Origin of the sequence: Micromonospora sp. 050-3, assembly GCF_046549335.1 — a bacterium.
GTDB classification, from domain to species: Bacteria; Actinomycetota; Actinomycetes; order Mycobacteriales; family Micromonosporaceae; genus Micromonospora; species Micromonospora trifolii.
Genome location: NZ_JAJPVX010000002.1, coordinates 1652167 through 1678434 on the forward strand (window position 1 = coordinate 1652167; position 26268 = coordinate 1678434).

Below are 26268 nucleotides of genomic sequence, written 5' to 3' on the forward strand. Positions count from 1 at the left end.
GCGACGGTCGTCACCCTTCCGCGCGGCTCCTCCCCATTCCGGCCACTCCGGGCCGGTCCGGGCCGCACAATCCGACGTTTGCCGGGCGCGTGCCCGGGAAGCAAGCACCGTGACGGACATCTCGGACACCCTGGCCAGCATGCCCAGCCCGGTCGATCCGGAGCCGACCGGCATCGAGCTGGAACAGACCCTCTTCGAGGTCAAACGCGTGATCGTCGGGCAGGATCGCCTCGTCGAACGCCTGCTCACCGCCCTGGTCGCCAACGGACACTGCCTCCTGGAGGGGGTACCCGGCGTGGCCAAGACACTGGCCGCGCAGACCCTCGCGACAGTGGTCGGCGGCAGCTTCTCCCGGATCCAGTTCACCCCGGACCTGGTGCCCTCCGACATCGTCGGCACCCGGATCTACCGGGCGTCGAAGGAGACCTTCGACATCGAGCTGGGCCCGATCATGGCCAACCTGGTGCTGGCCGACGAGATCAACCGGGCCCCGGCCAAGGTCCAGTCGGCGCTGCTGGAGGCAATGGCCGAACGGCAGGTCTCGATCGGCGGGCGCAGCTGGCCGGTCCCGGAGCCGTTCCTGGTGCTGGCCACCCAGAACCCGATCGAGTCCGAGGGGGTCTACCAGCTCCCGGAGGCGCAGCGAGACCGGTTCCTGATGAAGGTGGTGGTCGACTACCCCAGCGACGCCGACGAACTGGCCATCCTCTACCGGATGAGCACCGACCGGCCGACCCCGCGCCAGGTGCTCGACGCGCAACGGCTGCGGGACCTCCAGCTCCACGCCGAGCGGGTCTTCGTCCACCACGCGTTGGCCGAGTACGTGGTGCGGCTGATCCTCGCCACCCGCGACCCGGCCCGGTTCGGGCTGCCCGAGATCGCCCCGCTGTTGGCGTACGGGGCCAGCCCCCGGGCCACCCTGGGCCTGGTCGCTGCCGCCCGGGCACAGGCACTGCTGCGCGGGCGGGAGTACGTGCTGCCCGAGGACATCCGTGAGCTGGCCGTCGACGTCCTCGCCCACCGGCTGGTGCTCTCCTTCGACGCGGTCGCCGACGGGGTGTCGGCCGAGAGCGTGGTGCGACGGCTCGTCGAGGCGGTGCCGCCGCCCCGGCTGGCCACCGGACACCCGCAGCAGACACCGGATCTGGCGGCGGCATGAGACGCGCCGCCGTCGCGCCCGCCGATCCCGGCCTGGCCGAGCTCGCCCCGGACCAGCGCCTGCGCCGCCTGGAACTGACAGTCACCCGCCGACTGAACGGCCTGCTGCACGGCCAGTACCGTGGTCTGCTGCCCGGTCCCGGCAGTGAGCCGTCCGGCAGCCGCGAGTACCGGCCGGGCGAGGACGAGGTCCGCCGGATGGACTGGGCGGTGACGGCCCGGACCGCCGTGCCGCATGTCCGGCAGGTCGACGCCGACCGGGAACTGACCACCTGGCTGCTCGTCGACGGCAGCGCCAGCATGGAGTTCGGCACCGCCGAGCTGGACAAACGGGAACTGGCGGTGGCCGCCGTCGCGGCGGTCGGTTTCCTGACCGCGGGTGGCGGCAACCGCCTCGGCGCCCAGGTGCTGCGCGCCGACGGGGTACGCCGCTTCCCGGCCCGCAGCGGGCGTACCCATCTGCTGTCTCTGCTCCGCGCGTTGCTCGCCGCCCCCAGGGCCACCGCGCCCACCGACCGACCCGGGCGGGGGCCGACAGCCGTACCGCCCGATCTGGCGGACGGGCTCGACGCGCTGCACCGGATCGCCAACCGGCGTGGGCTGGTCGTGGTGGTCTCCGACTTCCTCGACGGCCTGCCCGACGACCCCAGCCAGGTAGCGCCCTGGGAGCGGACCATGCGCCGACTGGCCGTCCGGCACCAGGTGCTGGCGATCGAGGTGACGGACCCGCGTGAGCTGGAACTACCGGACGTCGGCCTGATCACGCTCGTCGACCCGGAGACCGGTCGGCACCGTGAGGTGTGCACATCGGACCGTGGGCTGCGCGAGCGGTACGCCGAGGCCGCCACCGCCCAGCGCGAACAGGTCCACCAGGCGCTACGCCGCAGCGGGGCCACCCACCTGCCGCTGCGCACCGACGGGGACTGGAGCGCGGACATCGTCCGCCACGTGCACGCCCAGCGTCGGCTGGCCGCCGCGCCGGTCGGCCGGCCCCGGGGAGGTGCCGCGTGATCTGGCAGTCGCCGCTGCGACTCTGGCTGCTGCTCGGCGTGCTCGCCCTGGTCCTCGCGTACCTGGTGGTGCAGCGGCGACGCAGCCGGTACGCGGTCCGCTTCACCAACCTGCGGCTGCTGGACCGGGTGGCGCCGGAGCGGCCCGCCTGGCGTCGGCACGTACCGGCCGGGCTCTTCCTGGCCATGCTGGCGCTACTCGTGGTCGGCTTCGCCCGCCCGAGCGCCGAGGTCCGGGTGCCCCGGGAACGGGCCACTGTGATGGTGGCGGTGGACGTCTCCACGTCGATGCTCGCCACCGACGTCGAACCGGACCGGTTGGCCGCGGCGAAGGAGGCCGCCCGGCGCTTCGTCGAGGGCCTGCCCGACGAGTTCAACGTGGGTCTCGTCGCGTTCGCCGGCAGCGCGGCCGTGCTGGTGCCTCCGGGCACCGACCGGGACGCCCTCGACGAGGGGATCGACCGGCTCGCCGAGGGCATCACCGGTGTCCAGGGCACCGCGATCGGCGAGGCCATCAACACCTCGCTCGGCGCGGTCAAGAGCCTGGACAGCGAAGCCGCGAAGGAGACCCCACCGGCCCGGATCATCCTGCTCTCCGACGGCGCCAACACCTCCGGGATGGACCCGATGGAGGCGGCCGCGGAAGCGGTGAAGGCGGAGGTGCCGGTGCACTCGATCTCGTTCGGCACCCCGTCCGGGTTCGTCGACCGAGGTGGACGACCCATCCAGGTGCCGGTGGACGGCCAGACCCTCAAGGCGGTCGCCGAGGAGACCGGCGGCATGTTCCACGAGGCCAGCACCACCGACGAGCTGCGCGCCGTCTACGACGACATCGGCAGCTCGGTGGGCTACCGCACCGAGCGGCAGGACGTCTCGGCCCGGTTCATCGGCCTCGGACTGGTGTTCGCGATGGGCGCCGCCGCCGGCTCCATGCGCTGGTTCTCCCGGCTGCCCTGACCGCCGCGCACAACCGACGTCGACCGTGAGGAGTACGCATGGCAGTACAGACCGGACTGGGCGAACCGCGCGGTCCCTGGTTCATCTCGCCGGAACTCGACCCGGACGGGCGCGGGTGGTGGGACGCACCCGAACGCGACCCGGGCGGGCGACGGCCCGGGCGGCTGCTCGCCGTGCTGGCAGTGGTGGCGGTCTCCGCCGTCTCCGGTGCTCTCGCCGGTGGTGTGGTGGCCAGCCGGGACGGGGCTGGGGGCCCGGCTGCGGCGTCCGCCGCCCCGGTGCCGGCCGAGCTGGTCACCGCGGCCGAGCGGACCGTACCGGGTGTGGTGTCGGTGCTGGCCGGCGGCGCGAGCAGCGGGTCCGCGACCGGCTCCGGCTTCGCCGTGGACGACCAGCAGCACCTGATCACCAACGACCACATCCTGGCCAAGGGGGGTGGCGGGCCGGTGACAGTGGAGCTGCCCGACGGCCGCCGGTTCGCCGCCGAAGTGGTCGGACGGGAACCGCGCAGCGACCTGGCGGTGCTGAAGGTGCCGGCGTCGGCCGGTCTCACTCCGCTGCCCCTGGCCAAGCCGGGCGCGACCCGGGTCGGTGAGCCGGTGCTCGCGGTGGGGTCGCCGCTCGGTCTGGCCGGAACTGTCACCGCGGGCATCGTCAGCGCGCTCGACCGGGAGGTACGGCTCGGCAACAACCGGCACAGCGCGGTGCAGACCGACGCGTCCATCAACCCCGGCAACTCCGGTGGGCCACTGGTCAACGCGCGCGGGGAGGTGGTCGGGGTGAACACCGCCATCGCCACCATCGACGGAAACGGCTCGATCGGCATCGGGTTCGCCATCCCGATCGACCAGGTGCAGCAGACCGCCGACACGATCATCGGCAAGGGTGGCTGAGCTGCCCGAACGCCCTGACGGGGCCCACCACTGTCAGATATCCGGCCGGACGGCATCGGACCATGGAAATATTACGCTCGGTATGGATACTGGCGGAGGTGGAGCGTCCTCTTCTCACGGTCCTCCTGCTGGTGGGCCTGGTCATCGGATGTGCAGTGGGGTCGGCGTACGCCCGGGCACGACGCGGGTGGAACGATTACCAGACCGTCAAGAAATCGGTGCCAGGCGCCCGCCGGGGCGCCTGGTCGCTGATCCGCGGCGTCGCCGTGAAGGCCGCGGTCATCGGGGTGCTGCTCTTCGGCGCTGTGGCGTACGCGGCCGTCGGCTCCGACGAGGAGACCGCCGGGCCGGCGCCCAGCCAGTCCCCAAGCCAGAGTGAGCCTCCGCGCCGATAGTGGCGGCAGCTCGGGTGAGCTGGCAAGCAAGGCCGCGCCGATCTTGCACTTACGGTCGCCGAAAGGCCCGCAATATCCCCGATGCCGGGGCAGCAAGCGCAAGATCGCGGCCAGTCCTGCGCCGATCATGGAGTCGTGGTGCCCGGATTGGCGCTGTAGCGGGTATTTTGCGGCCCGCCACAACTCCATGATCGACGGTTGGGGTGTCGGTACTCCAGCTGACTGCACGGCGGGTGGGGCTAGCCTCGAGGCGTGGACGACGGACTGCGGGTAACCGACCGGTGGGTCGTTCCCGCCGGGGAGCTGCGGGAGCGCTTCTCCCGCTCGTCGGGGCCGGGTGGGCAGGGCGTCAACACCGCGGACTCCCGGGTCGAGCTCAGCTACGACCTGGCCAACTCGCCGTCCGTGCCCGAGTGGCTGCGGCCGAGGGCGTTGGCCCGGCTGGCCAACCGCCTGGTCGACGGTGTGCTGACGATCGCCGCCAGCGAGCACCGGGCTCAACTGGCCAACCGGGAGGCTGCCCGGGCACGGATGACCGCGCTGCTGCGGGAGGCCGCCGCACCTCCACCACCGGCGCGTCGAGCGACCCGCCCGTCCCGTGGGGCCAAGGAACGCCGGCTGGCCGAGAAGAAACGCCAGTCCCAGCGCAAGCGGGACCGCCGCGCCGACGACGACTAACCCCAGTGCCTGTTTCATAAGAACGGCCGGCCTGCGCCTCGGCTCGACCGCCCTCATAGGCAGGACTAGCGCCGTTCAGCCAGCGCGGTCGGGCGTTGACAAATCGCGGAACCGCTTGGTCGATCATGGCGTCGTGGTGCCCAATTTGGTCCTGTAACGGCTGCTTTGTGGCCCACCACAACTCCATGATCGACGGTGCGGTGCGGTGCGGTGCGGGGCGGGGCGGGGCGGGGCGGGGTGGGGCGGGTTTGGGTCGACTTAGGCCGGGACGGCGGCGAGCAGCCGGTCGCGCAGCACTGCGGCCCGCTCGGCGAACCCGCGCTGCGCCGCCGCGTACTCCGCCCGGCCGTCCGGCGTCTCCACCCGCACCGGCGGGTAGCCGAGTGCCACCAGGTCGTACGGGCTGGCCCGCATGTCCAGCGTGCGGATGTCCCGGGCCAGGTCGAACGCGTCGGCCACCAACTCCGAGCAGACCAACGGCGACAGCTTGTACGCCCACTTGTACAGATCCATGTTGGCGTGCAGGCAGCCCGGCTGCTCGTGCGCGTGCTGCGTCTCCCGGGTCGGGGTGAGCAGGTTCAACGGGCGGGCCGGCGGGGTGAAGAACCGGAACGCGTCGAAGTGGCTGCACCGCACGCCCCGCTCCTCGACGACCTCGGCGGTGCGCTCCGCGCTGAGCCGCAGCGGCCAGGCGTTGTGCCGCAGCTCCTCCCGGGTCTGCCGGTAGACCATCGCCCACTCGTGCATCCCGAAGCAGCCGAAGTGCGGTGCCCGCCCCCGCGTCGCCTCCAGCAGGGTGCGGATCCAGGCGATCGACTCGCCGCGCCGCGCGCGTACCCCAGCGGTGTCGAGGGTGACCCCGGCGGTGCTGGCGCGGTAGTCGCGGCCGAACTCGGCCGGATCGGCGTCGCGCAGCTCGACCCCGGGCCCCGGATGCCAGCGACGTAGCTGGGCCGGGCGGTGCGAGTAGTAGGTGAACAGGAAGTCGGCCACCGGGTGCCGCTCACCGCGTCGTCGCCGGGCCAGGTGCGGGGTCAGCCAGACGTCCACCCGCTCCTCGTGGGCCCGCCGGCGGGCCTGCCACTGCGCCACGTCGAGCACGGCGGGGGCGAGGGCGGCGGTCACGCACCCAGGGTACGACCGCCGCCCGCACACCCGGTCAGGGCATCTGCACCCGGACCCCGGCGGAGAACACCCCGCTGCGCAGCTCCAGCTGCTGGGGCGGGTCCCGCCCGTCGACTGTGAAGACGAGCGGGAGCACCATCCGGGTGCCCGCCGCCATCGGGTCGGCGAAGACGTCCCGACCCAGGTTCGCCGTCCGGGTGGCCGACTCGTCGGTGCTCACCCAGCGCCCGCCGGGCAGGTACGCCCGTTGCAGCTCGCTGTGCCACGGCTGATGGTCGCCGGTGACGTTGCGCACACCCACCGTGGCCTCGCAGCGTCGACCGTTGGCCGGCGCGGCACCGCCGCCGTCGGGCTTCCCGGCGGTGCCGGGCGCGCCGCAGGTCATCCGGTACACGGTGAACTCGAACGCCGACTCGCGCAGCGGCACGCCCAGCGACCCGTTGACCCCGGAGCCCACCCACGCGCCGCTGGTGGGCTGCTTCTGCGTGTCGATCGCCGCCACCTGCCGGGTCGCCGTCCAACCCGCGGTGCCGACCACGCCGGCCAGCACCACGACGGCGGCGCCCACCAACATCCAGACCGGCGGGGTACGCCGCCGCCGCACCGGACTCGGGGCGGCCGGGCGGGGGTAGACCGTCCCGCGGCCACCCTCGGCGCCGCCGCCGGTGGAGAGTGCGGCAGCCGTCACCCGACGCCCGCGCCGACGTCGCCACACCCACACCAGGGTGGCGCTGATCAGCAGCAGGACAGCCAGTCCGGCGAGCAGCACCGGGTAGCGGCGCCACGGCGGCGCCTCGGTCATCTCGGCCGCCGGTGCCGCTGCCGCCTGCCAGGTGGCGCTGGCGCAGTCGTACGGCCGGCTGCCGTCACTGGTGAACGCGCAGGTCGGTGCGGTCAGCGGCCGGCCCGGCACGGTCGCGGCGAGCGCGGTGCCCAGGGTGGTGGTGCTGTGCGCGGGCAGCCGCAACCGCCAGGTCACCTCGGTGGCCGATCCGCCGGCCGGGGTGGACTGGCCACCACCGCTGATCGCGGTCGTCGACGAGCCGGGCGGGAGCTCCTGACGCACGGTGGTCACCAGCGGCGAGTTGCTCACGTTGCGCACCTGGATCCGGTACCTCGGTGCCGGGCTGCTCTCCGTGGCGACCGCCACAGTGACCTGTTGCGGGGGCGCCGACGCCGGCGCCCGGGTCGGTGGCGCCATCGCCGGTGGCGCCGAGGGAGGGGTGGGCTCGGTCACCCGCGCGACCATCGCCACCGGTGGCCGGGATCCCGCTGGTGCTGGTGTCGCGGCCGGTGGTGGTGGCGCGGCAGCCGTTGGTTGTGGCGTCGCGGCCGGTGGTCGTGGTGCGGCCGCCGCCTCCGGAGCCGCCGACGGCAGGGCCGGCACGGCGGCGAGGATGCCGAGGCAGTGCACGAACACTGCGAGGGCTCTGTGGTGTCGTGTCGATGCAGGCATACGAACGAACCTCCGGAGCCGACGCTAGGGGCGAGCCGCCTCCGTGCGGGTACGAAGTCGAGAAGTCCGCCCCGGTCACCTCCAGCTCCGGTAGGGTGCCGCGCGCTGACGGCTTGAGCACACCCGACCGCCGGTCCTGGCCGGTTGGGGCACCGGCGGCGCTAGATTGGCCGGGTGCGTATCGCTCGTTTCGCCCATGCCAAGGGAATGTCGTTCGGTGCCGTCGAAGGCGAAGCGGAGGCCGGGCCGCAGGCCCTGACCATCGCCGAGATCGAAGGCCACCCGTTCGGCAATCTCTCCTTCAGTGGGGCCCGCTGGGCCCTCTCCGACGTCCGGCTGCTCTCGCCGATCCTGCCCAGCAAGGTCGTCTGCGTCGGCCGCAACTACGCCGACCACGCCGCCGAGCTCGGCAACGAGGTGCCCAAGGAGCCGCTGCTCTTTCTCAAGCCGTCCACCTCGGTGATCGGCCCCCGTGACGCCATCCGACTGCCGATCTTCTCCAAGCAGGTCGAGCACGAGGCGGAGCTTGCGGTCGTGATCGGGGCGCCGGGTGCGCGCCGCGCCGACCGCGCCGCCGCCGAACGCGCCATCTTCGGCTACACCTGCGCCAACGACGTCACCGCTCGGGACCTCCAGCGTTCGGACGGGCAGTGGACCAGGGCCAAGGGCTTCGACTCGTTCTGCCCGATCGGCCCGTGGATCACCACCGGGCTGGACGTCTCCGACCTGGAGATCCGGTGTGAGGTGGGTCGCAACCCGGAGGAGATGGAGGTACGCCAACTCGGCCGGACGAAGGACATGGTCTTCGACGTGCCGGGCCTGGTGTCGTACATCTCGCACGTGATGACCCTGCTGCCCGGCGACGTCGTTCTCACCGGCACTCCGGCCGGGGTTAGCCCGCTTGTCGAGGGGGATACGGTCACCGTGCGGATCGACGGCATCGGCGAGCTCACCAACCCGGTGGTCCCCGTCGCCTGATCCGTCTGATGCCCCTGTTTCCGCAGCTCACGGGTGGTTCGGGGGGATCGGATTTGGCCTGCCGGCACCGGGAGGGTAAAGTTCACTCCCGGCGCCGCAAGGGGCCGATGGGGTATGGGGTAATTGGCAGCCCGACTGATTCTGGTTCAGTTAGTCTAGGTTCGAGTCCTGGTACCCCAGCGCTGCTGGAATTCGCGAGAATTTCCAGACGCTGGATTCTGACGGAGTTCGACTCCGCCCCTTCGGGGGCGGAGGGTGGTCTTCGGTAGAGTGCAGCTCCTCCGCCGCCAAGGTGGGGGAGCAAAGTTGTTCTGGCCCCGTCGTCTAGCGGCCCAGGACGCCGCCCTCTCAAGGCGGTAGCGCCGGTTCGAATCCGGTCGGGGCTACAGCGTGCACAGCCCGTCTCACCTGGTGAGGCGGGCTGTTTCGTGTCCGCCGCCGGGCCCTCGGGTGACAGCGCACCCCGCGCTCGTGCCCGGGTACGGTGCCGCTAGACTACAGTCGCACCGCCCGCGAGGGTGGTGAACGGAAAAGTTCTGGCCCCGTCGTCTAGCGGCCCAGGACGCCGCCCTCTCAAGGCGGTAGCGCCGGTTCGAATCCGGTCGGGGCTACAACCAAAGGCTCATCTCGCTAAGCGAGATGAGCCTTTTTCGTTCCCCCGCCCGGTCTCCCGTTGATCATGAGGTTGTCGTCACGACACGCCGATGCCGGTGGCGTTAACCTCATGATCAACGCGGAGAAAGCGGACGGGGGTGGGGGCGGCGGGGTTAGAGGCCGGACAGGCGTTGGCCGGCTCTTACTACGGCCATGGCGTGGCGTTCGCCGGGGCGGCGGCCCAGGCGCTCGATCGGGCCGGAGATGCTGACCGAGGCGATGACCCGGCCGGTACGGTCGCGGATCGGGGCGGAGACGCTCGCCACACCGGCCTCCCGCTCGGCGACGCTCTGCGCCCAGCCGCGGCGGCGTACCTCGGCGAGGGTGCGGCCGGTGAACTTGCTACGCGGCAGCAGCGGCATCACCGCCTCCGGCGGCTCCCAGGCGAGCAGGATCTGGGCCGCGGAGCCGGCCGTCATCGGCAGCACCGAGCCGACCGGAACGGTGTCCCGTAGACCGCTGGCGCGTTCCGCCGCCGCCACGCAGATCCGTTCGTCGGCGCGGCGCAGGTAGAGCTGCGCACTCTCACCGGTGGCATCGCGCAGCGCGGCCAGCAACGGCTCGGCGGCGGTCAGCAGAACGTCCGGTGCGGCGTTGGCCAGCTCGCCCAGGCGGGGGCCGGGCCGCCATCTGCCCTGGGTGTCGCGCACCAGCATTCGGTGGATCTCCAGGGCCTGGGCCAGGCGATGTGCTGTTGCCCGGGGCAGCTTGGTGCGTTCGACGAGTTCGGCCAGGCTGGCGCCGTCCACGCAGGCGGCCAGGATGACCACCGCCTTGTCGAGAACGCCGACACCGCTCATACTGTGTCCCACAAGCCGAAACTTACCTCCCAGAATTTAGGATGTCCAGATGGTGGGAGTCACTCCTGAGCCGAGGACCCTGGCCGAGAAGGTCTGGGACGCGCACGTCGTACGGTCCGCCGCTGGTGAGCCGGACCTGCTCTTCATCGACCTGCACCTGCTGCACGAGGTGACCAGCCCGCAGGCGTTCGACGGGCTGCGGCTCGCCGGGCGCCCGGTGCGTCGTACCGACCTGACCCTCGCGACCGAGGACCACAACACCCCGACCGGGTACGCCGACCCGGCGTTCCGCCTCCGCCGTGGTGACCTGCTCACCATCGCGGACCCCACGTCGCGTACCCAGATCGAGACGTTGCGCCGCAACTGCGCCGAGTTCGGGGTTCGACTGCACCCGCTCGGCGACGACAACCAGGGCATCGTGCACGTGATCGGCCCGCAGCTCGGTCTCACCCAGCCGGGCCTGACGATCGTCTGTGGCGACTCGCACACCGCCACCCACGGCGCCTTCGGCGCGCTCGCCTTCGGCATCGGCACCAGCGAGGTGGAGCACGTGCTGGCCACCCAGACGCTGCCGCAGAGCCGGCCGAAGACGATGGCCGTGAACGTCACCGGCCGGCTCGCGCCCGGCGTGACCGCCAAGGACCTGGTGCTCGCGCTGATCACGCAGGTCGGCACGGGTGGGGGTCGCGGGCACATCGTCGAGTACCGCGGCGAGGCGATCCGCGCCCTCTCCATGGAGGGGCGCATGACCATCGCCAACATGTCCATCGAGTGGGGCGCCAAGGCCGGCATGATCGCGCCGGACGAGACCACCTTCGCGTACCTCAAGGGTCGACCGAACGCGCCGCAGGGCGCGGACTGGGACGCGGCGGTCCAGTGGTGGCGGACGCTGCCCACCGACGACGGCGCGCGCTTCGACGCCGAGGTGACACTGGACGCCAGCCGGATCACGCCGTTCGTCACCTGGGGCACCAACCCCGGGCAGGGTGCGCCGCTGAGCGCCCCGGTGCCGGACCCGGAGGAGTTCACCACCGACTCGGAGCGCACCGCCGCCCGCCGGGCCCTGGAGTACATGGACCTGCGCCCCGGCACCCCGCTGCGGGAGCTGCCCATCGACGTGGTCTTCGTGGGGTCCTGCACCAACGGCCGCCTGGAGGACCTGCGGGCCGCCGCCGACGTGCTGCGGGGCCACCGGGTCGCCGACGGCGTCCGGATGCTCGTGGTGCCCGGCTCCGCCGCCGTGCGCGAGGCCGCTGAGGCCGAGGGGCTGGACAAGGTCTTCGCCGACGCCGGGGCCGAGTGGCGGTTCGCCGGCTGCTCCATGTGTCTGGGGATGAACCCCGACACGCTGAAGCCGGGCGAGCGCTCCGCCTCCACCTCGAACCGCAACTTCGAGGGCCGTCAGGGCCGGGGTGGGCGTACCCACCTGGTCTCCCCGCCGGTGGCCGCCGCCACCGCAGTGGTCGGCCGGCTGGCCGCCCCCGCCGACCTGTAGAAGGGACCGACGAGATGGACAAGTTCACCACCCACACCGGCACTGCCGTGCCGCTGCGCCGGTCCAACGTGGACACCGACCAGATCATCCCCGCCGTGTACCTCAAGCGGGTGACGCGGACGGGCTTCGCCGACGGGCTGTTCAGCGCCTGGCGGGAAGATCCGGCATTCGTGCTCAACGATGAAAACTATTCCGGGGCGTCGATCCTCATCGCCGGCCCGGAGTTCGGCACCGGCTCCTCCCGGGAGCACGCCGTCTGGGCACTACGGGACTGGGGCTTCCGCGCCGTGGTGGCCCCGCGCTTCGGTGACATCTTCCGCGGCAACGCCCTCAAGGAAGGTCTGTTGCCGGTCGAGTTGGAATTGAAAGCCGTCGAAGAGTTGTGGGACCTGGTCGAGGCGGATCCGACGACTCCGGTGACCGTCGACCTGACCGCCCGCCAGCTCCGGGCAGGGGAAGCGAGCTGGTCGTTCCCGCTGGACGACTTCAGCCGTTGGCGGCTCCTGGAAGGCCTCGACGACATTGGACTCACCCTCCGCCACGTCGCCGACATCGACTCCTACGAGGCGCGCCGACTGCCGTTCCTGCCCTCCGTGGCATAGCCGTTAGACCGCTCGCACAGCGGATTTCACCCCCATCGGTCCATCCGGTGGGGGTGAATCCGTTACGACACAAGGGCTTTTTTCTACCGAATGTTTGTGTCCCGGCAGCACAGGGCATACCGTGCGCGCAGAATGGCTCGCGACGAGTCAGTTGCACAATCGGGAGGAAGTCGTGAACAAAGCCGAGCTCATCGAGGCGCTCGCCGTTCGCCTGGGGGACCGGAAGATGGCGACGGCCGCGCTCGACGCGGTCCTCACCGAGGTCCAGGCGGCGGTCACCAAGGGCGAGAAGGTGGCGATCACCGGATTCGGAGCATTCGAAAAGCGTGTGCGTGGCGCGCGAACAGCGCGCAACCCGCGTACCGGCGAGGCGGTGAAGGTCAAGAAGACGTCAGTCCCGACCTTCCGCCCCGGCGCCGGGTTCAAGGAAATGGTGGCCAGCGGCAAGGTGCCGAAGGCCACGGTGGCGACCAAGAAGGCCACCACCAGCACCGCCACGGCCAAGGCGGCGGGCACGAAGGCGACCGGCACCAAGGCGGCCACCGCGAAGGCGGCGGGCACCAAGGCGACCACGGCGAAGGCGGCCAGCAAGAAGACCGCCCCGGCCAAGGCGAGCAAGACCACCACGGCGACCAAGACGGCCGCCAGCAAGAAGACCGCCCCGGCCAAGGCGAGCAAGACCACCACGGCGACCAAGACGGCCGCCAGCAAGAAGACCACCGCGGCGAAGAAGACCACCGCCGCGACCCGGTCGACCGCGGCGAAGAAGACCACCACCGCGGCGGCGAGCAAGAGCACGGCGGCCAAGAAGGCGCCGGCGAAGAAGGCTCCGGCCAAGAAGGCGGCCAGCAAGCGCTGACCGACCAGTACCGCAAGGGCGTCCACCCGTGGGTGGGCGCCCTTTCGGCGTACCGGGACGGCTTTTCGGCGTACGGGGACCGTTGACCCGGTTGGCTCGCTCACGCAGAATCGCCGTGCCGGCCACCCCTGGGCCGGCCCGTCGACGGAAATGGGGCGCCGGTGCGCTACCGCCAGCTCACCACCGGCACGCTCGCGCTGGGCGTGCTGCTCCTCATCGACGTGCTGCGGGTCTGGCTGCCCGGCATCATCACCATCTTCGGTCAGGCGGCGTCCACCCCGGCCGAGCTGATGGGAGCGTTCGCCCTCGGCTGGTTCGTGCTCGCGATGGGGGCACCCGCCGTGGTCCGCCGCGTCGGAGCCCGCCCGGTCACTGTCGTCGCCGCTGTCGCGCTCGCCGTCGCCCGGCTCGCGCTCACCGCCGCTCCCGGCGGGCGTACCCAGCTCTGGTTGGCCACCGCCGGGTTGCTCGCCGGGCTGGTCTGGCTGGTCGGCGTCGCCGCCGACACCGACCGCCCGGTCCCGGGGCTGGCGTTGGGGTTCGCGGTCAACGCGGCAGTGCATGCGGTGCTGGACACCGTCGACCTGGTCTGGCGGGGTGACTGGGTGGCCTGGCTGCTCAGCGCCGTCGCGGCGGCGTTGTTCCTGGCCGGCGCGGCGCAACCCGGCCAGCGCGGCGCTGACGTCCCTGCTGACGCCCCAGCCGGCCCTGGTGGTGGCCGAGCCTGGCTGCTGGCCGGGCCGGCGCTGCTGCTGGCCGGAATGGTGGCGCTCTCCCCGGCACTGGCCCGGACCGGGATGTCGTACCTCGTCGCGGAGGATGGGGTGGCTCGTTCGCCGCTGTTCGGTCTGGCGCCGGTGCCGGTGGCGGTCGCCGGGTTCCTGTGCGCCGCGTTGACGCGGCCGCCCCGTGGGTGGGGCCGGGCGTACGGACCGGTGGCGCTGCTCGGCGGCGCGGTGCTGTTCGCCCTCGACCGGGGCGACCTGCTCCTGCCGGCCATCCTCCTCGCCGCGGTCGGACTCGGCGCCTGCCTCGCCCTGACCGACGACACCAGCCAGCCTGCCAGCGACACCGCGAGCGCAGGCACCGCCGGCACCGGCGCCTCTCGGCGGGGGTACGCGGTCGCCACCGGGATGCTCGTCTTCGCGCTCGGTGCGGTGGGGTACTACTCGGCCTACGACCTCGGCTACCCCAACGCGGCGGTGCCCGTGGTGGTGGCCCTGCTCATCGCCGCCGTGGCGTTCACCGCGCGTCCCGTCGTCCACCGGCTGCCCGGGCCGTTTCCGCCGCTCCGGGCCGCCGCCGCGGTCACCGCGCTGGCCCTGCTGGCGCCGGTGCTCGCCGACGAGGTGCCGGTGGCCAGCAACCGGGACGGCCCGCCGCAGCGGTTGACAGTGGTGGCGTACAACATCCGGATGGGGTTCGGGCTGGACGGCCGGTTCGACTTGGCCGGCCTTGCCGAGGTCGTCGACCAGCAACGACCCGACGTGGTGCTGCTCAGCGAGGTGAACCGGGCCTGGCTGCTCAACGGCGGGCACGACACCCTGGACCTGTTGTCAGACCGGCTCGGTATGCCGTACGTCTTCGGGCCGGCCGCCGATCCCGTCTGGGGTGACGCGGTGCTCAGCCGTTGGCCGGTGCGCGATCCGCGGACCCTGCCGCTGGCCGCCGTCGGCGCGCCCACCGGAGCGCAGGCCCTCGCCGTCACGCTGGACCTCGGCGACGGTGTCCGTACCGCGGTGGTCAGCACCCACCTGCAACCGCCGCCCGGCAAGGGCCCGGTGGTCCAGGCCCGCGCGGTCGCCGACTTCGCCACCCGGTACGCGGCCGGTCGGCCGTTGGTGGTGGCGGGTGACCTGAACACCGAGCCGGGCGACGAGGCGTTCGCGGAGTTCTCCAACGCCGGCCTGGTCGACGCGTTGGCCGCCGCCCGGCCGCTGGCGACCAGTCCGGCGGACGACCCGCGCCAGCAGATCGACCACATCTTCGTCTCGCCCGGCCTGACCCCGAGTGATCCGGTCGCGCCGCGCAGCACGGCCAGCGACCACCTGCCGGTCGCTGTGACAGTGACCCTGCCGCCCCGCTGACCAGGCCGGGCCCGTGCGAACGCGGGCCCTACAGGCGATCGGCGGCCAACAGCCGGTCGGCGGCGAAGGCGAGCAGCCAGCCGCCGCCCTTCGGGGTGGTGAAGTCCTCATCGGTGCGGCCGGTCAGCCGCTCCAGGGCGCCCGGCAGGACCTTGCCCTGGCTGCACACCGCCGACTGCCCACCGGTGCCGGCCAGCTCCAACAGCCGGGCGGCGGTGGCCAGGATCTGCTCGTCGCTCTGCTGGCCGGGTTGTGGCTCGTCCAGGTCGCCGCAGACCTCGATCGGCAGGTCGAGCAACGCGGCGGCCGGGTCGAGTGTCTGCACGCACCGTCGCGGTGACGCCGACAGCAGCCGGGCCGGTCGGATCAGGGCGATCAGCGCGGCCAGGGTGCTCGCCTGGGCCCACCCCTCGGCGTCCAGGGGCCGCCCGACGTCCGGGCCGGACCAGGTGGCCCGCTTACCGGCATGCGCGTGCCGGACCAGCGCGACCGTCGCCGTCACCGACGGCAGCGCGGCGAACGCCGCCAACACCTCGGCGTCGTGCGGGTAGCTGACCAATCGGATCGCCTCGTCCACAGCGAGCCAGCGGATGGCGTCCACCTCGGTGTCCGGTTGGAAACCGCCGCTGGCCACCGCGAGCATCGACCAGTAGTCGACCAGCTTGGATTGCCCCTCGCTGCGGTACCGCACCGACGGCAGCCGCACCTGCGGCACGCCCCGCACGTCGGCCTCCTCGGCCACCTCACGGACCGCTGCGGCCAGCGCGTGCTCGCCCGGCTCCAGCTTGCCCTTCGGCAGCGTCCAGTCGCCGTAGCGGGGGCGGTGCACCACGCAGACGCGGACGCCGTCGTCGGTCGGCCGCCAGGCCACCCCGCCCGCCGCCCGGATGCCCGTCACGGCAACCAACTGGTGCGCCGTCGCCGGGTGGCCCGGTGCCAGGCGGCCGGGAGGAGACCACGCATGTGGCGTACCGACACGCGTTCCCGCTCGGCCAGTCGCCCGGCGGTGACCGCCAGCTCGTGGTCGTCCGGTCGCTCGGCCGCGATCTCCAGCCAGGTGTCGGCCGCCACCGCCGCGTCCTGGTGCTCGCCGAGCACGTCCTGCACCTGGGCGAGGGCGCGGGACAGCCGGCGCGCGCCCTTGCCGACCGTCGAGGCCACCGCGTTGACCGCGTACCGGGCCTGCTTGCCCTCCTTGCGGACGGCGTGCCAGCGCTCGTCCGGCGACTGCGCGTCGAGCCCGCCGACGCCGTCCGGCCCGGCCAATCGTCGCCAGGGACGGGCCACCAGCGCGGGTAGCGCCTGCGCGGCGGGGGCTGCCGCGCGGCGGGTGAACCGAGGTGCGCGGGCGGCCAGCACCAGGGAGTCCACCAGGGCCAGGTAACGCGCGGAGCGCAGCATCTCGTCGATGGCGGTGAGCGCCTGTCGCTGCCGTTCGGCGAGCACCTCGTCGAGCCGGTCCACCGCGCGCCGGTCGAGCGGGCTCAGCGGATCGGCGTCGGCGGTGCGGCGCAGCCGCGCACGCAGCACCTCGGCGTCGCGGGCCGCGCCGAGCACGTCGGCCAACCAGCGCAGCTCGGTGCGCAGCGGGCGGGACCACGTCCTTCGCAGCAACGGTTTGAAGGTGCGCAGATCACTGCGCAGGCGTCGACAGGCCACCCGCATCTGGTGCACGGCGGTGTCGCCACCGGCGGCCGGCGCGCGCAGCCGGACCAGCGGGTCGTGCGCCAACAGCCGACGGATCTCCTTGCGTAGCGACTCGGTCACCACGTCACCGGCGCTCGGCTCGGCGGTCAACCCGGCCGGCGCGACCAGGTCCGGATCGGCCTGCGCCGTCGCGCCCAGCGCCCGTACGTGCTTCGGCGTGAACGACCCGCCCTGGGCGCCAGCCTCGCGCAGCACCCCGCCGACCCGGTCGAGCAGCTCCCGGTCGCCGGCCTTCAGCTCCACCTCCACCTCGCGGAACGTGTCGGTGGTGCTGCCGGAGTCGTCGAGCACTGTCACCCGGTCGTCCACCACCTCGGCGAGGACGGTGCCGGCCCGGTCGCACACCTCGTACGCGTGCCGCACCGTCCGCACCACAGTCACCGGGGCCAGCGGCGCACCCCGGTGCAGGACGGTGACCAACTCCACCAGCTCCGGAGGCGGCTGCCCCTTCGGCCCGGGACGGGAGATCTCGTGCCGGACGCCCGGCGTCCCGGTCGGAAGTTTCACCGTCCAGGGCGGCTCGTCGCCCCGGCGGTGGCGCAGCGAGGCACCGGCCCGGGCCAGCCGCAGGTCGACAGTGTCGAGGTAGCGGGCGACCAGCTTCACCGGTGGCAGTGCCCGGACCCGACCGCCGGCCGGGGCCGTGCCGGCCAGGTCCGGCAGCACGTAGGCGTCGTCCACCTCGTACTTCTGCTCCTCCTCGACCATCAGCTCAGCCTATGCGCTGCGCGGTCAGCTGGCCGTGCCACCGACGCGGCTCAGCAGCAGTTCCTGCAGATGCGCCCGGGCGGCGTTGTCACCGCCGGTACGCCGGGTCCAGGTCCCGTCTCCGGCCAGCTCGAACGCGTCCACGTCGGGGCTCATCGCGGCGGTGAGCACGTGGTCCAACTCGGCGCGGGCGATCGGGTCGCTCACCTGCACCAACGCCTCCACCCGCCGGTCCAGGTTGCGGTGCATGAGGTCGGCCGAGCCCATCCAGAACTCGGCCTCACCGTTGTTGCCGAACCGGAAGATCCGGGAGTGTTCCAGGAACCGGCCGAGGATCGAGCGGACCCGGATGTTCTCCGACAGCCCCGGCACCCCCGGGCGCAGCGTGCACATGCCCCGGATGAGCAGGTCGACGTGGACGCCGGCCTGGGAGGCGCGGTACAGGGCGTCGGTCACCCCCTCGTCGACCAGGGAGTTGACCTTGAACTGGACCAGGCCGGGCATGCCCAGGCGGACGTGCGAGATCTCCCGATCGATCCGCTCGATGAGGCCGCTGCGGATGCCCTGCGGGGCGACCAACAACCGCCGGAACGCGGTCTGCCGGCTGTACCCGGTCAGCACGTTGAACAGGTCGGTGAGGTCGGCGCCGATCTCCGGGTCGGCGGTGAGCATGCCGAAGTCCTCGTACAGTCGGGCCGTCTTCGGGTGGTAGTTGCCGGTGCCGATGTGGCAGTAGCGACGGATCTGGTTGCCCTCCTGCCGGACCACCAGCGCGGTCTTGCAGTGCGTCTTCAAGCCGACCAGGCCGTACACCACGTGGCAGCCGGCGCGTTCCAACGTGCGGGCCCAACCGATGTTGGCCACCTCGTCGAAGCGGGCCTTCACCTCCACCAGCACCACCACCTGCTTGCCGGCGGCGGCCGCGTCGACGAGCGCGTCGACGATCGGGGAGTCGCCGCTGGTCCGGTAGAGGGTCTGCTTGATGGCCAGCACGTTCGGGTCGGCGGCGGCCTGCTCGATGAAGCGCTGCACGCTGGTGGCGAACGAGTGGTACGGGTGGTGCACCAGGATGTCCCCGTCGCGCAGGGTGGAGAAGACGCTGCGCGGCACCTCGCCCTCGGCGAGCCGGGGATGGGTGGCCGGCACGAACGGCGGGTCCTTCAGGTCCGGCCGGTCCGCCTCGCCGTAGACCTGCCACAGCGCGGACAGGTCGAGCAGGCCGGGCACCCGCAGCACGTCCTGGTCGTCCATGTCCAGCTCGCGGACGAGCAGCTCCAACATGTGGTCGGAGATGGAGGCGGCGACCTCCAGGCGGACCGGGGGACCGAAGCGTCGTCGGGCCAGCTCGCGCTCCAGGGCCTGGAGCAGATCCTCGTCGCGGTCCTCGTCGACCTCCACCTCGGCGTTGCGGGTGACCCGGAACAGGTGGCACTCGACCACCTGCATGCCGCTGAACAGCTGCCCCAGGTGCACCGAGATCAGGTCCTCCACCGGCAACATCCGCACGCCCGGCTGGTCCCGGTCCACCCGGACGAAGCGGGGGACGTTGTTGGGCACCTTCACCCGGGCGAACAGCTCCGAACCGCCGTCCGGGTCACGAACCGCCACCGCCAGGTTCAGCGACCGCCCCGAGATGTACGGGAACGGGTGCGCCGGGTCCACCGCGAGCGGGGTCAGCACCGGGAAGATGTGCTCCCGGAAGTAGGTGCGCAGCCGCTCCCGCTCGCCGTCGCCCAGCTCGCCCCAGCGCAGGATGCGGATGCTCTCGTCGGCCAGCTTGGGCAGCACGTCGTCGACGAAGCAGGCGGCGTGCCGGGCGCCCAGCGCGGCGGTCCGCTCGGCGATCAGCTCCAACTGCGTACGCAGGGGCAGCCGGTCGCCGCCGCGCACCGGCAGGCCGGCGGAGAGCCGCCGCTTCAGCCCGGCGATGCGCACCATGTAGAACTCGTCGAGATTGCTGGCGAAGATGGCCAGGAACTTGGCCCGCTCCAGCAGCGGGGTGCGCTGATCCTCGGCCAGGGTGAGCACCCGGGCGTTGAAGTCGAGCCAGGACAGCTCCCGGTTGAGGAACCGATCCTCCGGCAGCGGTGGGGCCGCCGGGGGCTCGTCGTCGTCCTCCGGTGCGGCGCCGGTCGGCAGGTCACTCGGCAGGACCGGGTGGACGTCACCGGCGGCGGGGCCGTCCGCTTCGATCTTCGGGGCGGGGTCGATGACCTCGTCCAGCCCGGAGGAGGCGGCGCCGGGGTCGTCGGCGAGCGTGTCGGCGCGGGCGGCACCGGCACGTTCGGCCCGGGACGGGCGGAAACGCCCGTCGGTGCCGCGCGTACGGGAGCCGTTGCGGAGGTCGGTGGCGGGCGGGTGGGCCGGTTGCTCGCGAGGGGTGCTCACCCGCTCATAATCACCTGATTACGGTAAACGCAAAATGAACTTGGGCTCGCCGGGTCAGATCATCGTCGGCAATGTCACCCGGACGACCTCTCCGTCGGGATCGGTGTCGATGCGAACCCGCTGCCCGAGCCGGAGCAGTCGCAGCCCGGAGGCGTCGAAGGCCCGGGCGGGAAAACGCATCTCGGTGCCGTCGTCGAGCAGCAGAACACCGCTGCGCGTCGCCGCGTCGTAGCTGGCCACCGTGCCCTGCATGCTGGCACCGTACACCGGGTGGTTCACCCCGTGGCGTGGGCTCAGCGCACCGGGCGGCTCAGCCGGCGGCGCGGGCGGGGCGACCGGCGGCCACCAGTGCGGCAGTACGCGGCCCCAGCCCGAGCCGGGCGGCGGCGGCCAGGTCCCCGGCGGTGTCCACGTCCCGGCGCAGGCTGGGCCAGTCGCCGTCGAGCGGCAGGGCCCCGCTCGCCGCGTGCGCGACCGCCGAGCCCACCCCGAAGCGCGGATCCAGCGGCACACCCGGCCCGGCGGTGAGCAGCACAGTGCCCCCACCGGGCGCGTCCGGCAGGAACCGGCGTACCCCTTGTCGACCGTTCTGCGCCGCGAGCAGCGCGCCGGCCAACTCCGCTGGGCGCAGCGCCGGCACATCCGCGGTGATCCCGGCCACCCACCCGGCGGCCGCCCCGGCCGCTCCGTGCCGGAACGCGGCGTTCAGGCCGGCGTCCGGCTCGTCCGGCAGCACCCGCGCGCCGGCGACCCGCGCCGCCGCCGCCACCCGAGCGTCGTCGGTCACGACCAGGGCCTCGGCGACCGCCGGGCAGGCCAGCACCGCGCGGAGCGTGTCGGCCGCCAGGGCCAGCGCCAACTCCTCGTGCGGTACGCCGGGCAGCGCGCCCCGCAGCCGGCTCTTGGCCACGGCCAGCCGCTTCACCGGCACCACCACGGCCCACCTCGGCTGAGTCACGTCCGCAATCCTGCCAGCCGGACGGCAGGCCCCTCGCTGGCCGTACCGGGGGCGAGCAGGCATGATTTCCGCTGCGGGCATCGCGGGCGGGATTTCGCGACGGGGTTGGGGCGCGAAGAGGAGGCACAGTGGCACGGCGGAGGCTGGGGTTCTGGCAACGGTTCGCCGTGTGGCTGGTGAAGCCGGTGATGACCGTCTGGACCCGGCGTACCTGGCGTGGTCAGGAGCATCTCCACGGCGACGGCGGCGTGATCATCGTGGCGAACCACATCTCCCACGCCGACCCGCTGGTGTCCGCGCACTTCATCTACGACTCCGGGCGCTGGCCTCAATACCTGGGCAAGGCCAGCGTGTTCCGGGTGCCTGTGGTCGGCTGGATCCTGCACCGGTGCCGGCAGATCCCGGTCGAGCGGGGCAGCGCGGACGCCGTCCGTTCACTGGACGCACTGGTCGCCGCGCTCGACGACGGCGGCGCGGTCGTGATCTACCCTGAGGGCACCACCACGCGGCAGCCGGAGCTCTGGCCGATGAAGGCCAAGACCGGTGCGGCCCGGCTGGCCCTGGCCACCGGCGCCCCGGTCGTACCGGTGGTGATGTGGGGGCCGGAACGGATCTTCGACCCGCGGACGACCCGTGTCAGCCTGCGCCCCCGGATCCCGGTGACCGTTGCCGCCGGGGAGCCGATCGACCTGAGCCGGTGGGCGGACGCCCAGCCGACCCGGGCCACCCTCGAGGAGATGACGGACACCATCATGTTGCGGCTGCGGGACATGCTCGCCGAGATCCGTGGCGGTACCCCGCCGCCACTGTGGGAGCGACCGGCCCGGTCCTCCGTCGGCCGCGAGCAGCGAGACGAAGCGGCATGAGCGAGCGAAGCGAGCGAATCGTCGGGCTCGGCAGTGGTGCCGTTCAGGCCGCCGCGAAGCGAAGCGGAGCGGTGGCATGAGCGGTCACGTCGCGGTGCTCGGTGCCGGTTCCTGGGGCACCGCGTTCGCCAAGATCCTCGCGGACGCGGGACGGGACGTGACGGTGTGGGCCCGCCGGGCGCCGGTCGCCGAGAGCATCCGGACCGAGCGCCGCAATCCGGAGTACCTGCCCGACCTGCTGCTCCCGACCCGCGTCACCGCCACCGCCGACGCCGCCGAGGCGATCACCGGCGCCGAGGTGGTGGTGCTGGCCGTGCCGTCGCAGACCCTGCGCGGCAACCTCGCCGAATGGGCCGGGCACCTGCACCCGGATTCCACACTGGTGTCGCTGATGAAGGGCATCGAGCTGGGCACCACCAAGCGGATGAGCGAGGTCATCGTGGAGACCGCAGGGGTCGCCGCGGACCGGGTGGTCGTCGTGTCCGGCCCGAACCTGGCCCCGGAGATCGCCGCCGAGCAGCCCGCCGCGACAGTGGTCGCCGGGACGAACAGCGCCCGCGCCACGCTCGTCCAGTCGTCGATCCGGACGCCGTACCTGCGCCCCTACACCAACGACGACGTGATCGGCTGTGAGCTGGGCGGGGCGGTCAAGAACGTGATCGCCCTGTCGTACGGCATCGCCACCGCTATGGGTTTCGGCGACAACACCCGGGCCATGCTGATGACCCGTGGGCTGGCCGAGACGGCCCGACTGGGCGTGGCGCTCGGCGCGGACCCGATAACCTTCGCCGGCCTCGCCGGCATGGGCGACCTGGTCGCGTCCTGCTCGTCCCCGCTGGCCCGCAACCGCACCTTCGGCGAGCATCTGGGCCGGGGCGAGACGCTGGAGCAGGCCCAGACCGCCACCCGGCAGACCGCCGAGGGCGTGAAGAGCTGCCTCGCGATCCGCGACCTGGCCCGGGCGCACGGCGTGGAGATGCCGATCACCGAGCACGTCGAGCGGATCTGCCACGAGGGGATGGACCCGCGCCTCGCCGTGGAGACCCTGATGAGCCGCACCGCCAAACCCGAGTCGTACGAGTGAGGAACCCGATGAGCGAGTGGGGAGACGGCACCCGCTGCGTACGCGCTGGCCTGCCCGAGCCGGCACCGGGGGACCCGTTCCTACCCGGGCCGGTCTTCGCCGCGCCGTACCACCTCGACCCGTTCGAGGGTCAGGGCACATCGCCGAATGGCTACGGCCGCCCCGACAACCCGACCCGGCGGCTGCTGGAGGCGGCGGTGGGCGAGTTGGAGGGCGGTGACTGCCGGGTCTTCGCGACCGGTCAGGCGGCCATCACCGGCCTGCTGCTCACCCTGCTGCGGCCGGGGGACACCGTGGTGCTCCCCACCGACGGTTACTTCCCGGTCCGGGCGTTCGCCACCGGTGTGCTGGAGGCGATCGGCGTCCGGGTGCTGTTCGTGCCGACAGTCGGGCCGTACCCGTCGTTCGAGGGCGTCCGGCTGGTGCTGGTGGAGACGCCCGCCAACCCGGGCCTCGACGTGGTCGACGTGGCAGCCCTGGCCGAGCGGGCGCACGCCGCCGGCGCGTTGCTCGCGGTGGACAACACCACTGCCACCCCACTCGGTCAGCGTCCGCTGGATCTCGGTGCCGACCTGGTGGTCGCCTCCGGCACGAAGGCACTCACCGGCCACTCCGACCTGCTGCTGGGCTACCTGGCCAGCCGGTCCCCCGAGCTGATCGACGCGGTGACGACCTGGCGTACCACCACCGGGGCGGTCCCGGGCGCGTTCGACGCCTGGCTGGCCCACCGGTCACTGGCCACTCTCGACCTGCGGCTGGCGCGGCAGAGCGCGAACGCCGCCGCGGTCGTCGACCTGCTCGCCGGCCGGTCGGACGTGACCGGCCTGCGGTGGCCGGGGCGGCCGGACGACCCGGCGTACCCGGTGGCCTCGGCGCAGATGCGCCGGATACCGGGGGTGCTCTCGTTCGACCTGGGCGACGCCGATCGGGTGGGCCGATTCGTCGAGGCCGCCCGGCTGGTGGCGGCGGCGACCTCCTTCGGTGGCCTGCACACCACTGCGGACCGGCGGGCGCAGTGGGGCGACGACACCGCTCCCGGCTTCGTCCGGCTCTCCTGCGGCGCGGAGGACACCGCGGACCTGGTGGCCGACATCGCCGCCGCGTTGGATGTGGCGGGATCGGTCTGACGTCTCCCATGGCGCTTCCTTCCGCCACCGACCGGGCCGCCCTGGTGGGGCGGTTGCGGGCCGCCGGTTGCGTCTACGCCGAGGACGAGGCCGAACTGCTGCTGGCCGCCGCGCGCAGCCCGGCGGCGCTGGCCGACCTGACCGACCGTCGGGTGGCAGGTGTTCCGTTGGAGTACCTACTCGGCTGGGCGGAGTTCTGCGGCCTGCGGATAGCCGTCGACGAGGGCGTCTTCGTGCCCCGGGCCCGGACCGCCCTGCTGGTCGAGGTGGCGGCCGAACTGACCGGCGCGGCGCCGGCAGTGGTCGACCTGTGCTGCGGCTCCGGGGCCACCACTGTCGCGCTGGCGCACCGGCTCTCGCCGCGTTGGCTGGCCGCCGCCGACATCGACCCGGCGGCCGTGGCGTGTGCGCGCCGCAACGTCGTCGGGTTGAACGTCGAGGTGTACGAGGGTGACCTCTTCGCGCCGCTGCCAGAAGAGTGGCGGGGTCGACTGGACCTGGTGGTCGCCAACGCCCCGTACGTGCCGACCGACGCGGTCGCGCTGATGCCGCCGGAGGCGCGACTGCACGAGGCCCCGGTGGCGCTCGACGGTGGCCCGGACGGGCTCTCCGTGTTACGCCGGGTCGGTGCCGACGCCGCCAGCTGGCTGACCCCCGGCGGTCACCTGGTGGTAGAAGCCGGCACCACCCAGGTAGAAGCCCTCTGCGATGCGTTCAGCGCGGCCGGCCTGGTGCCAACCGTCCACCACGACGAAGACCTCGACGCCACGGCGATAGCCGCCCGCCGCCCCTGACCCGAGTCGATCATGGAGTTGTGGTGCCCGTTAACCGCCATAACGGGTAATTCGTCCCCCACCACAACTCCTTGATCGACGGTGGGGAACTGCCGTGCACGCCCCGGCTGAGGCTGCTCGGGCCGCCCGGGCATGGCGGGGGAGGGGGGTTGGCACTAGCCTCGGCTCACACTCATGACGGCGGGAGGCGGTTTCGGTGGGCAGCGCAGGGGTGCCGGTGGTCGTCGGGCTGGACAACGGCGGCACCAGCAACAACGCCACGGTGCTGACGGTGGACGGCCGCTTCCTGGTGGACGGGCTGTTGGAGATCCCCAGCGAGGTGCGGTCCGGCCCGGAGGCGGCGATCGAGGCGTTGGCCCAAGCGCTGGACGGCGCCCTGGCGCAGACCGGTGTCTCGCGCGACCTGGTCCAGGCGGTCGGGCTGGACACTCCCGGCCCGGCCAGCGCCGAGGGCGTCATCTCGTCGCGGGGCTCCACCAACTTCTCCCAGCCGGCCTGGCGCGGCTTCGACGTGCGAGGTGCGCTGGAGCGACGGCTCGGCCTGCCGGTGATCTATCACAACGACGGCAACGCGGCCGCGCTCTACGCGCACCACGTCCACTTCGGCGCCGACGCGATGAACCGCTCGTCGGTGTCCGCGATCGTCGGCACCGGCCTGGGCGGCGGTGTGGTCGAGAGCGGTCGGGTGATCGCCGGTGCGGCCGGGATGGCGGGGGAGTTGGGTCACGTGCACATCCCGCTGAGCGGGCTGCTCGGCCCGGGTCAGCCGGAGCCCACCTGCGCCTGCGGCTTCACCGGGGACGTCGAGAGCGTCGCCTCGCTGACCGGCATCGAACGCAACCTGCTGCCGTACTGGCTGACCCGGTACCCCGACCACCCGCTCGCCGCCGAGCCGGTGGCCCGGGCGGCCAAGCTTGTCCGGGGGTACGGCGAGCGCGAGGACGCCCTCGCGCGGGACCTCTTCACCCAGCAGGCGATGGCGTTGGGGCGGCTGTTCACCGTCGCCGCGAACTTCACCGACCCGCACGCGTACTTCGTCGGCGGCGGGGTGGTGGAGGCGGCACCGGAGTTCCGCGACTGGTTCCTGGCGGCGGTTCGCGAGCACACGATGCTCCGCGAGGAGCAGGCGGCGGTGGCCACCTTCGCCCTGGTACCGGACCGGGACATGGCCGGCGCCCGAGGTGTCGCGATCGCCGCGCTGGAGGCGCTACGCGCCGTTCCGGAGCCCCGCCCTCTGGTTGCCTGAGCCGGCGCGGGCCTCGGCCCGCACCGGCTCAGGCACCTCTGGTCAGCGCTGCGGTGGCGCCTGGGCGAAGGCGGCCCAGGCCGCCGTTGGGAACAGCAGGGCCGGGCCGGCCGGGTCCTTGGAGTCGCGGACTGCCACGAGCCGCGGGATCGCGGCCACCTCCACGCAGGCGCCTTCGTCGCCGCTGCGGCTGCTCTTGCGCCACGGCGCCGCGGCCAAGGCCGCTGTGATCATCGGTGTCAT

Annotated in this window: 25 protein-coding genes and 3 tRNA genes; 19 read left to right on the top strand and 9 right to left on the bottom strand. The window is 72.8% G+C overall.

Annotation, left to right across the window (positions count from 1 at the left end; genetic code table 11):
- The first annotated feature begins 109 nt into the window (after positions 1-109).
- From ACLJOK_RS22670 to arfB, 6 genes are all read left to right on the top strand, one after another.
- Positions 110-1159, top strand: coding sequence for an AAA family ATPase (locus ACLJOK_RS22670; protein WP_410820674.1), 1050 nt, complete (start codon positions 110-112; stop codon positions 1157-1159).
- Positions 1156-2169 (top strand): DUF58 domain-containing protein, encoded by a 1014-nt coding sequence (locus ACLJOK_RS22675; RefSeq protein ID WP_410820675.1) that lies wholly within the window; start codon positions 1156-1158, stop codon positions 2167-2169. Before ACLJOK_RS22670 ends, ACLJOK_RS22675 begins: the two co-directional genes overlap by 4 nt.
- Positions 2166-3125 (top strand): VWA domain-containing protein, encoded by a 960-nt coding sequence (locus ACLJOK_RS22680; protein WP_410820676.1) that lies wholly within the window; start codon positions 2166-2168, stop codon positions 3123-3125. Before ACLJOK_RS22675 ends, ACLJOK_RS22680 begins: the two co-directional genes overlap by 4 nt.
- Positions 3126-3163: 38 nt before the next feature.
- Positions 3164-4018: a S1C family serine protease gene (locus tag ACLJOK_RS22685; RefSeq protein WP_410820677.1), complete on the top strand. Its 855-nt coding sequence runs from the start codon at positions 3164-3166 to the stop codon at positions 4016-4018.
- 98 nt (positions 4019-4116) lie between these two features.
- Positions 4117-4413, top strand: coding sequence for a hypothetical protein (locus tag ACLJOK_RS22690; protein WP_410820678.1), 297 nt, complete (start codon positions 4117-4119; stop codon positions 4411-4413).
- Positions 4414-4665: 252 nt separating this feature from the next.
- Positions 4666-5091, top strand: a complete 426-nt coding sequence (arfB, locus tag ACLJOK_RS22695) for an alternative ribosome rescue aminoacyl-tRNA hydrolase ArfB (protein WP_357754697.1) — start codon at positions 4666-4668, stop codon at positions 5089-5091.
- A gap of 258 nt (positions 5092-5349) precedes the next feature.
- Here the strand turns inward: arfB and ACLJOK_RS22700 are convergent, their stop codons facing one another.
- Positions 5350-6216 (bottom strand): 3-methyladenine DNA glycosylase, encoded by an 867-nt coding sequence (locus tag ACLJOK_RS22700; protein ID WP_410820679.1) that lies wholly within the window; start codon positions 6214-6216, stop codon positions 5350-5352.
- A 34-nt stretch (positions 6217-6250) separates the two neighbouring features.
- Positions 6251-7672 (bottom strand): hypothetical protein, encoded by a 1422-nt coding sequence (locus ACLJOK_RS22705; protein ID WP_410820680.1) that lies wholly within the window; start codon positions 7670-7672, stop codon positions 6251-6253.
- A gap of 174 nt (positions 7673-7846) precedes the next feature.
- Between ACLJOK_RS22705 and ACLJOK_RS22710 the strand changes: the two genes are divergently transcribed.
- The 4 genes from ACLJOK_RS22710 to ACLJOK_RS22725 all read left to right on the top strand — a co-directional run bounded on the left by ACLJOK_RS22710 (position 7847) and on the right by ACLJOK_RS22725 (position 9261).
- The gene (locus ACLJOK_RS22710; protein ID WP_410820681.1) at positions 7847-8650 is read left to right on the top strand and encodes a fumarylacetoacetate hydrolase family protein; all 804 of its coding nucleotides are present in this window, start codon (positions 7847-7849) and stop codon (positions 8648-8650) included.
- Between the two features lie 108 nt (positions 8651-8758).
- Positions 8759-8830: transfer RNA gene (locus ACLJOK_RS22715), tRNA-Gln, on the top strand.
- A 133-nt stretch (positions 8831-8963) separates the two neighbouring features.
- A tRNA-Glu gene (locus ACLJOK_RS22720) sits at positions 8964-9036 on the top strand.
- Between the two features lie 152 nt (positions 9037-9188).
- Positions 9189-9261: transfer RNA gene (locus tag ACLJOK_RS22725), tRNA-Glu, on the top strand.
- A 156-nt stretch (positions 9262-9417) separates the two neighbouring features.
- On the opposite strand, the gene ACLJOK_RS22730 is transcribed toward ACLJOK_RS22725, so the two are convergent.
- Positions 9418-10104, bottom strand: a complete 687-nt coding sequence (locus tag ACLJOK_RS22730) for an IclR family transcriptional regulator (RefSeq protein ID WP_007456408.1) — start codon at positions 10102-10104, stop codon at positions 9418-9420.
- Positions 10105-10153: 49 nt separating this feature from the next.
- On the opposite strand from ACLJOK_RS22730, the gene leuC reads away from it, so the two are divergent.
- The 4 genes from leuC to ACLJOK_RS22750 all read left to right on the top strand — a co-directional run bounded on the left by leuC (position 10154) and on the right by ACLJOK_RS22750 (position 15147).
- On the top strand, positions 10154-11599 hold the full coding sequence (leuC, locus tag ACLJOK_RS22735; RefSeq protein WP_410820682.1) for a 3-isopropylmalate dehydratase large subunit: 1446 nt from the start codon (positions 10154-10156) through the stop codon (positions 11597-11599).
- A gap of 14 nt (positions 11600-11613) precedes the next feature.
- Complete coding sequence (leuD, locus tag ACLJOK_RS22740) at positions 11614-12201, top strand: 3-isopropylmalate dehydratase small subunit (protein WP_410820683.1); 588 nt, start codon at positions 11614-11616, stop codon at positions 12199-12201.
- Positions 12202-12373: 172 nt separating this feature from the next.
- The gene (locus ACLJOK_RS22745) at positions 12374-13060 is read left to right on the top strand and encodes an HU family DNA-binding protein (RefSeq protein ID WP_410820684.1); all 687 of its coding nucleotides are present in this window, start codon (positions 12374-12376) and stop codon (positions 13058-13060) included.
- A 161-nt stretch (positions 13061-13221) separates the two neighbouring features.
- Complete coding sequence (locus tag ACLJOK_RS22750; RefSeq protein WP_410820685.1) at positions 13222-15147, top strand: endonuclease/exonuclease/phosphatase family protein; 1926 nt, start codon at positions 13222-13224, stop codon at positions 15145-15147.
- Between the two features lie 28 nt (positions 15148-15175).
- On the opposite strand, the gene ACLJOK_RS22755 is transcribed toward ACLJOK_RS22750, so the two are convergent.
- From ACLJOK_RS22755 to cofC, 5 genes are all read right to left on the bottom strand, one after another.
- Positions 15176-16054, bottom strand: a complete 879-nt coding sequence (locus ACLJOK_RS22755) for an NUDIX hydrolase (protein WP_410820686.1) — start codon at positions 16052-16054, stop codon at positions 15176-15178.
- Positions 16042-17562 (bottom strand): CHAD domain-containing protein, encoded by a 1521-nt coding sequence (locus tag ACLJOK_RS22760; RefSeq protein ID WP_410820687.1) that lies wholly within the window; start codon positions 17560-17562, stop codon positions 16042-16044. The genes ACLJOK_RS22755 and ACLJOK_RS22760 overlap by 13 nt, the downstream gene beginning before the upstream one ends.
- A gap of 24 nt (positions 17563-17586) precedes the next feature.
- A complete protein-coding gene (locus ACLJOK_RS22765; protein ID WP_410821569.1) occupies positions 17587-19713 on the bottom strand; it encodes an RNA degradosome polyphosphate kinase in 2127 nt (708 codons plus the stop codon).
- A 291-nt stretch (positions 19714-20004) separates the two neighbouring features.
- Complete coding sequence (locus ACLJOK_RS22770; protein WP_030335323.1) at positions 20005-20202, bottom strand: cold-shock protein; 198 nt, start codon at positions 20200-20202, stop codon at positions 20005-20007.
- A 58-nt stretch (positions 20203-20260) separates the two neighbouring features.
- Positions 20261-20908 (bottom strand): 2-phospho-L-lactate guanylyltransferase, encoded by a 648-nt coding sequence (gene cofC, locus ACLJOK_RS22775; RefSeq protein WP_410820688.1) that lies wholly within the window; start codon positions 20906-20908, stop codon positions 20261-20263.
- 128 nt (positions 20909-21036) lie between these two features.
- Between cofC and ACLJOK_RS22780 the strand changes: the two genes are divergently transcribed.
- The 5 genes from ACLJOK_RS22780 to ACLJOK_RS22800 all read left to right on the top strand — a co-directional run bounded on the left by ACLJOK_RS22780 (position 21037) and on the right by ACLJOK_RS22800 (position 26025).
- Positions 21037-21774, top strand: coding sequence for a lysophospholipid acyltransferase family protein (locus ACLJOK_RS22780; protein ID WP_410820689.1), 738 nt, complete (start codon positions 21037-21039; stop codon positions 21772-21774).
- Between the two features lie 76 nt (positions 21775-21850).
- Entirely contained in the window at positions 21851-22858 is a 1008-nt protein-coding gene (locus tag ACLJOK_RS22785; protein WP_410820690.1) for an NAD(P)H-dependent glycerol-3-phosphate dehydrogenase, read from the top strand.
- 8 nt (positions 22859-22866) lie between these two features.
- A complete protein-coding gene (locus ACLJOK_RS22790) occupies positions 22867-23985 on the top strand; it encodes a cystathionine gamma-lyase (RefSeq protein WP_410820691.1) in 1119 nt (372 codons plus the stop codon).
- Positions 23986-23993: 8 nt separating this feature from the next.
- The gene (locus ACLJOK_RS22795) at positions 23994-24779 is read left to right on the top strand and encodes a putative protein N(5)-glutamine methyltransferase (protein WP_410820692.1); all 786 of its coding nucleotides are present in this window, start codon (positions 23994-23996) and stop codon (positions 24777-24779) included.
- Positions 24780-24975: 196 nt separating this feature from the next.
- Positions 24976-26025 carry an ROK family protein gene (locus ACLJOK_RS22800; protein ID WP_410820693.1) on the top strand — a complete coding sequence of 350 codons (1050 nt, stop codon included), beginning with the start codon at positions 24976-24978 and terminating at the stop codon, positions 26023-26025.
- A gap of 42 nt (positions 26026-26067) precedes the next feature.
- Here ACLJOK_RS22800 and ACLJOK_RS22805 read toward each other — a convergent pair whose 3' ends face one another.
- Positions 26068-26268, bottom strand: a complete 201-nt coding sequence (locus ACLJOK_RS22805) for a DUF397 domain-containing protein (RefSeq protein WP_124817266.1) — start codon at positions 26266-26268, stop codon at positions 26068-26070.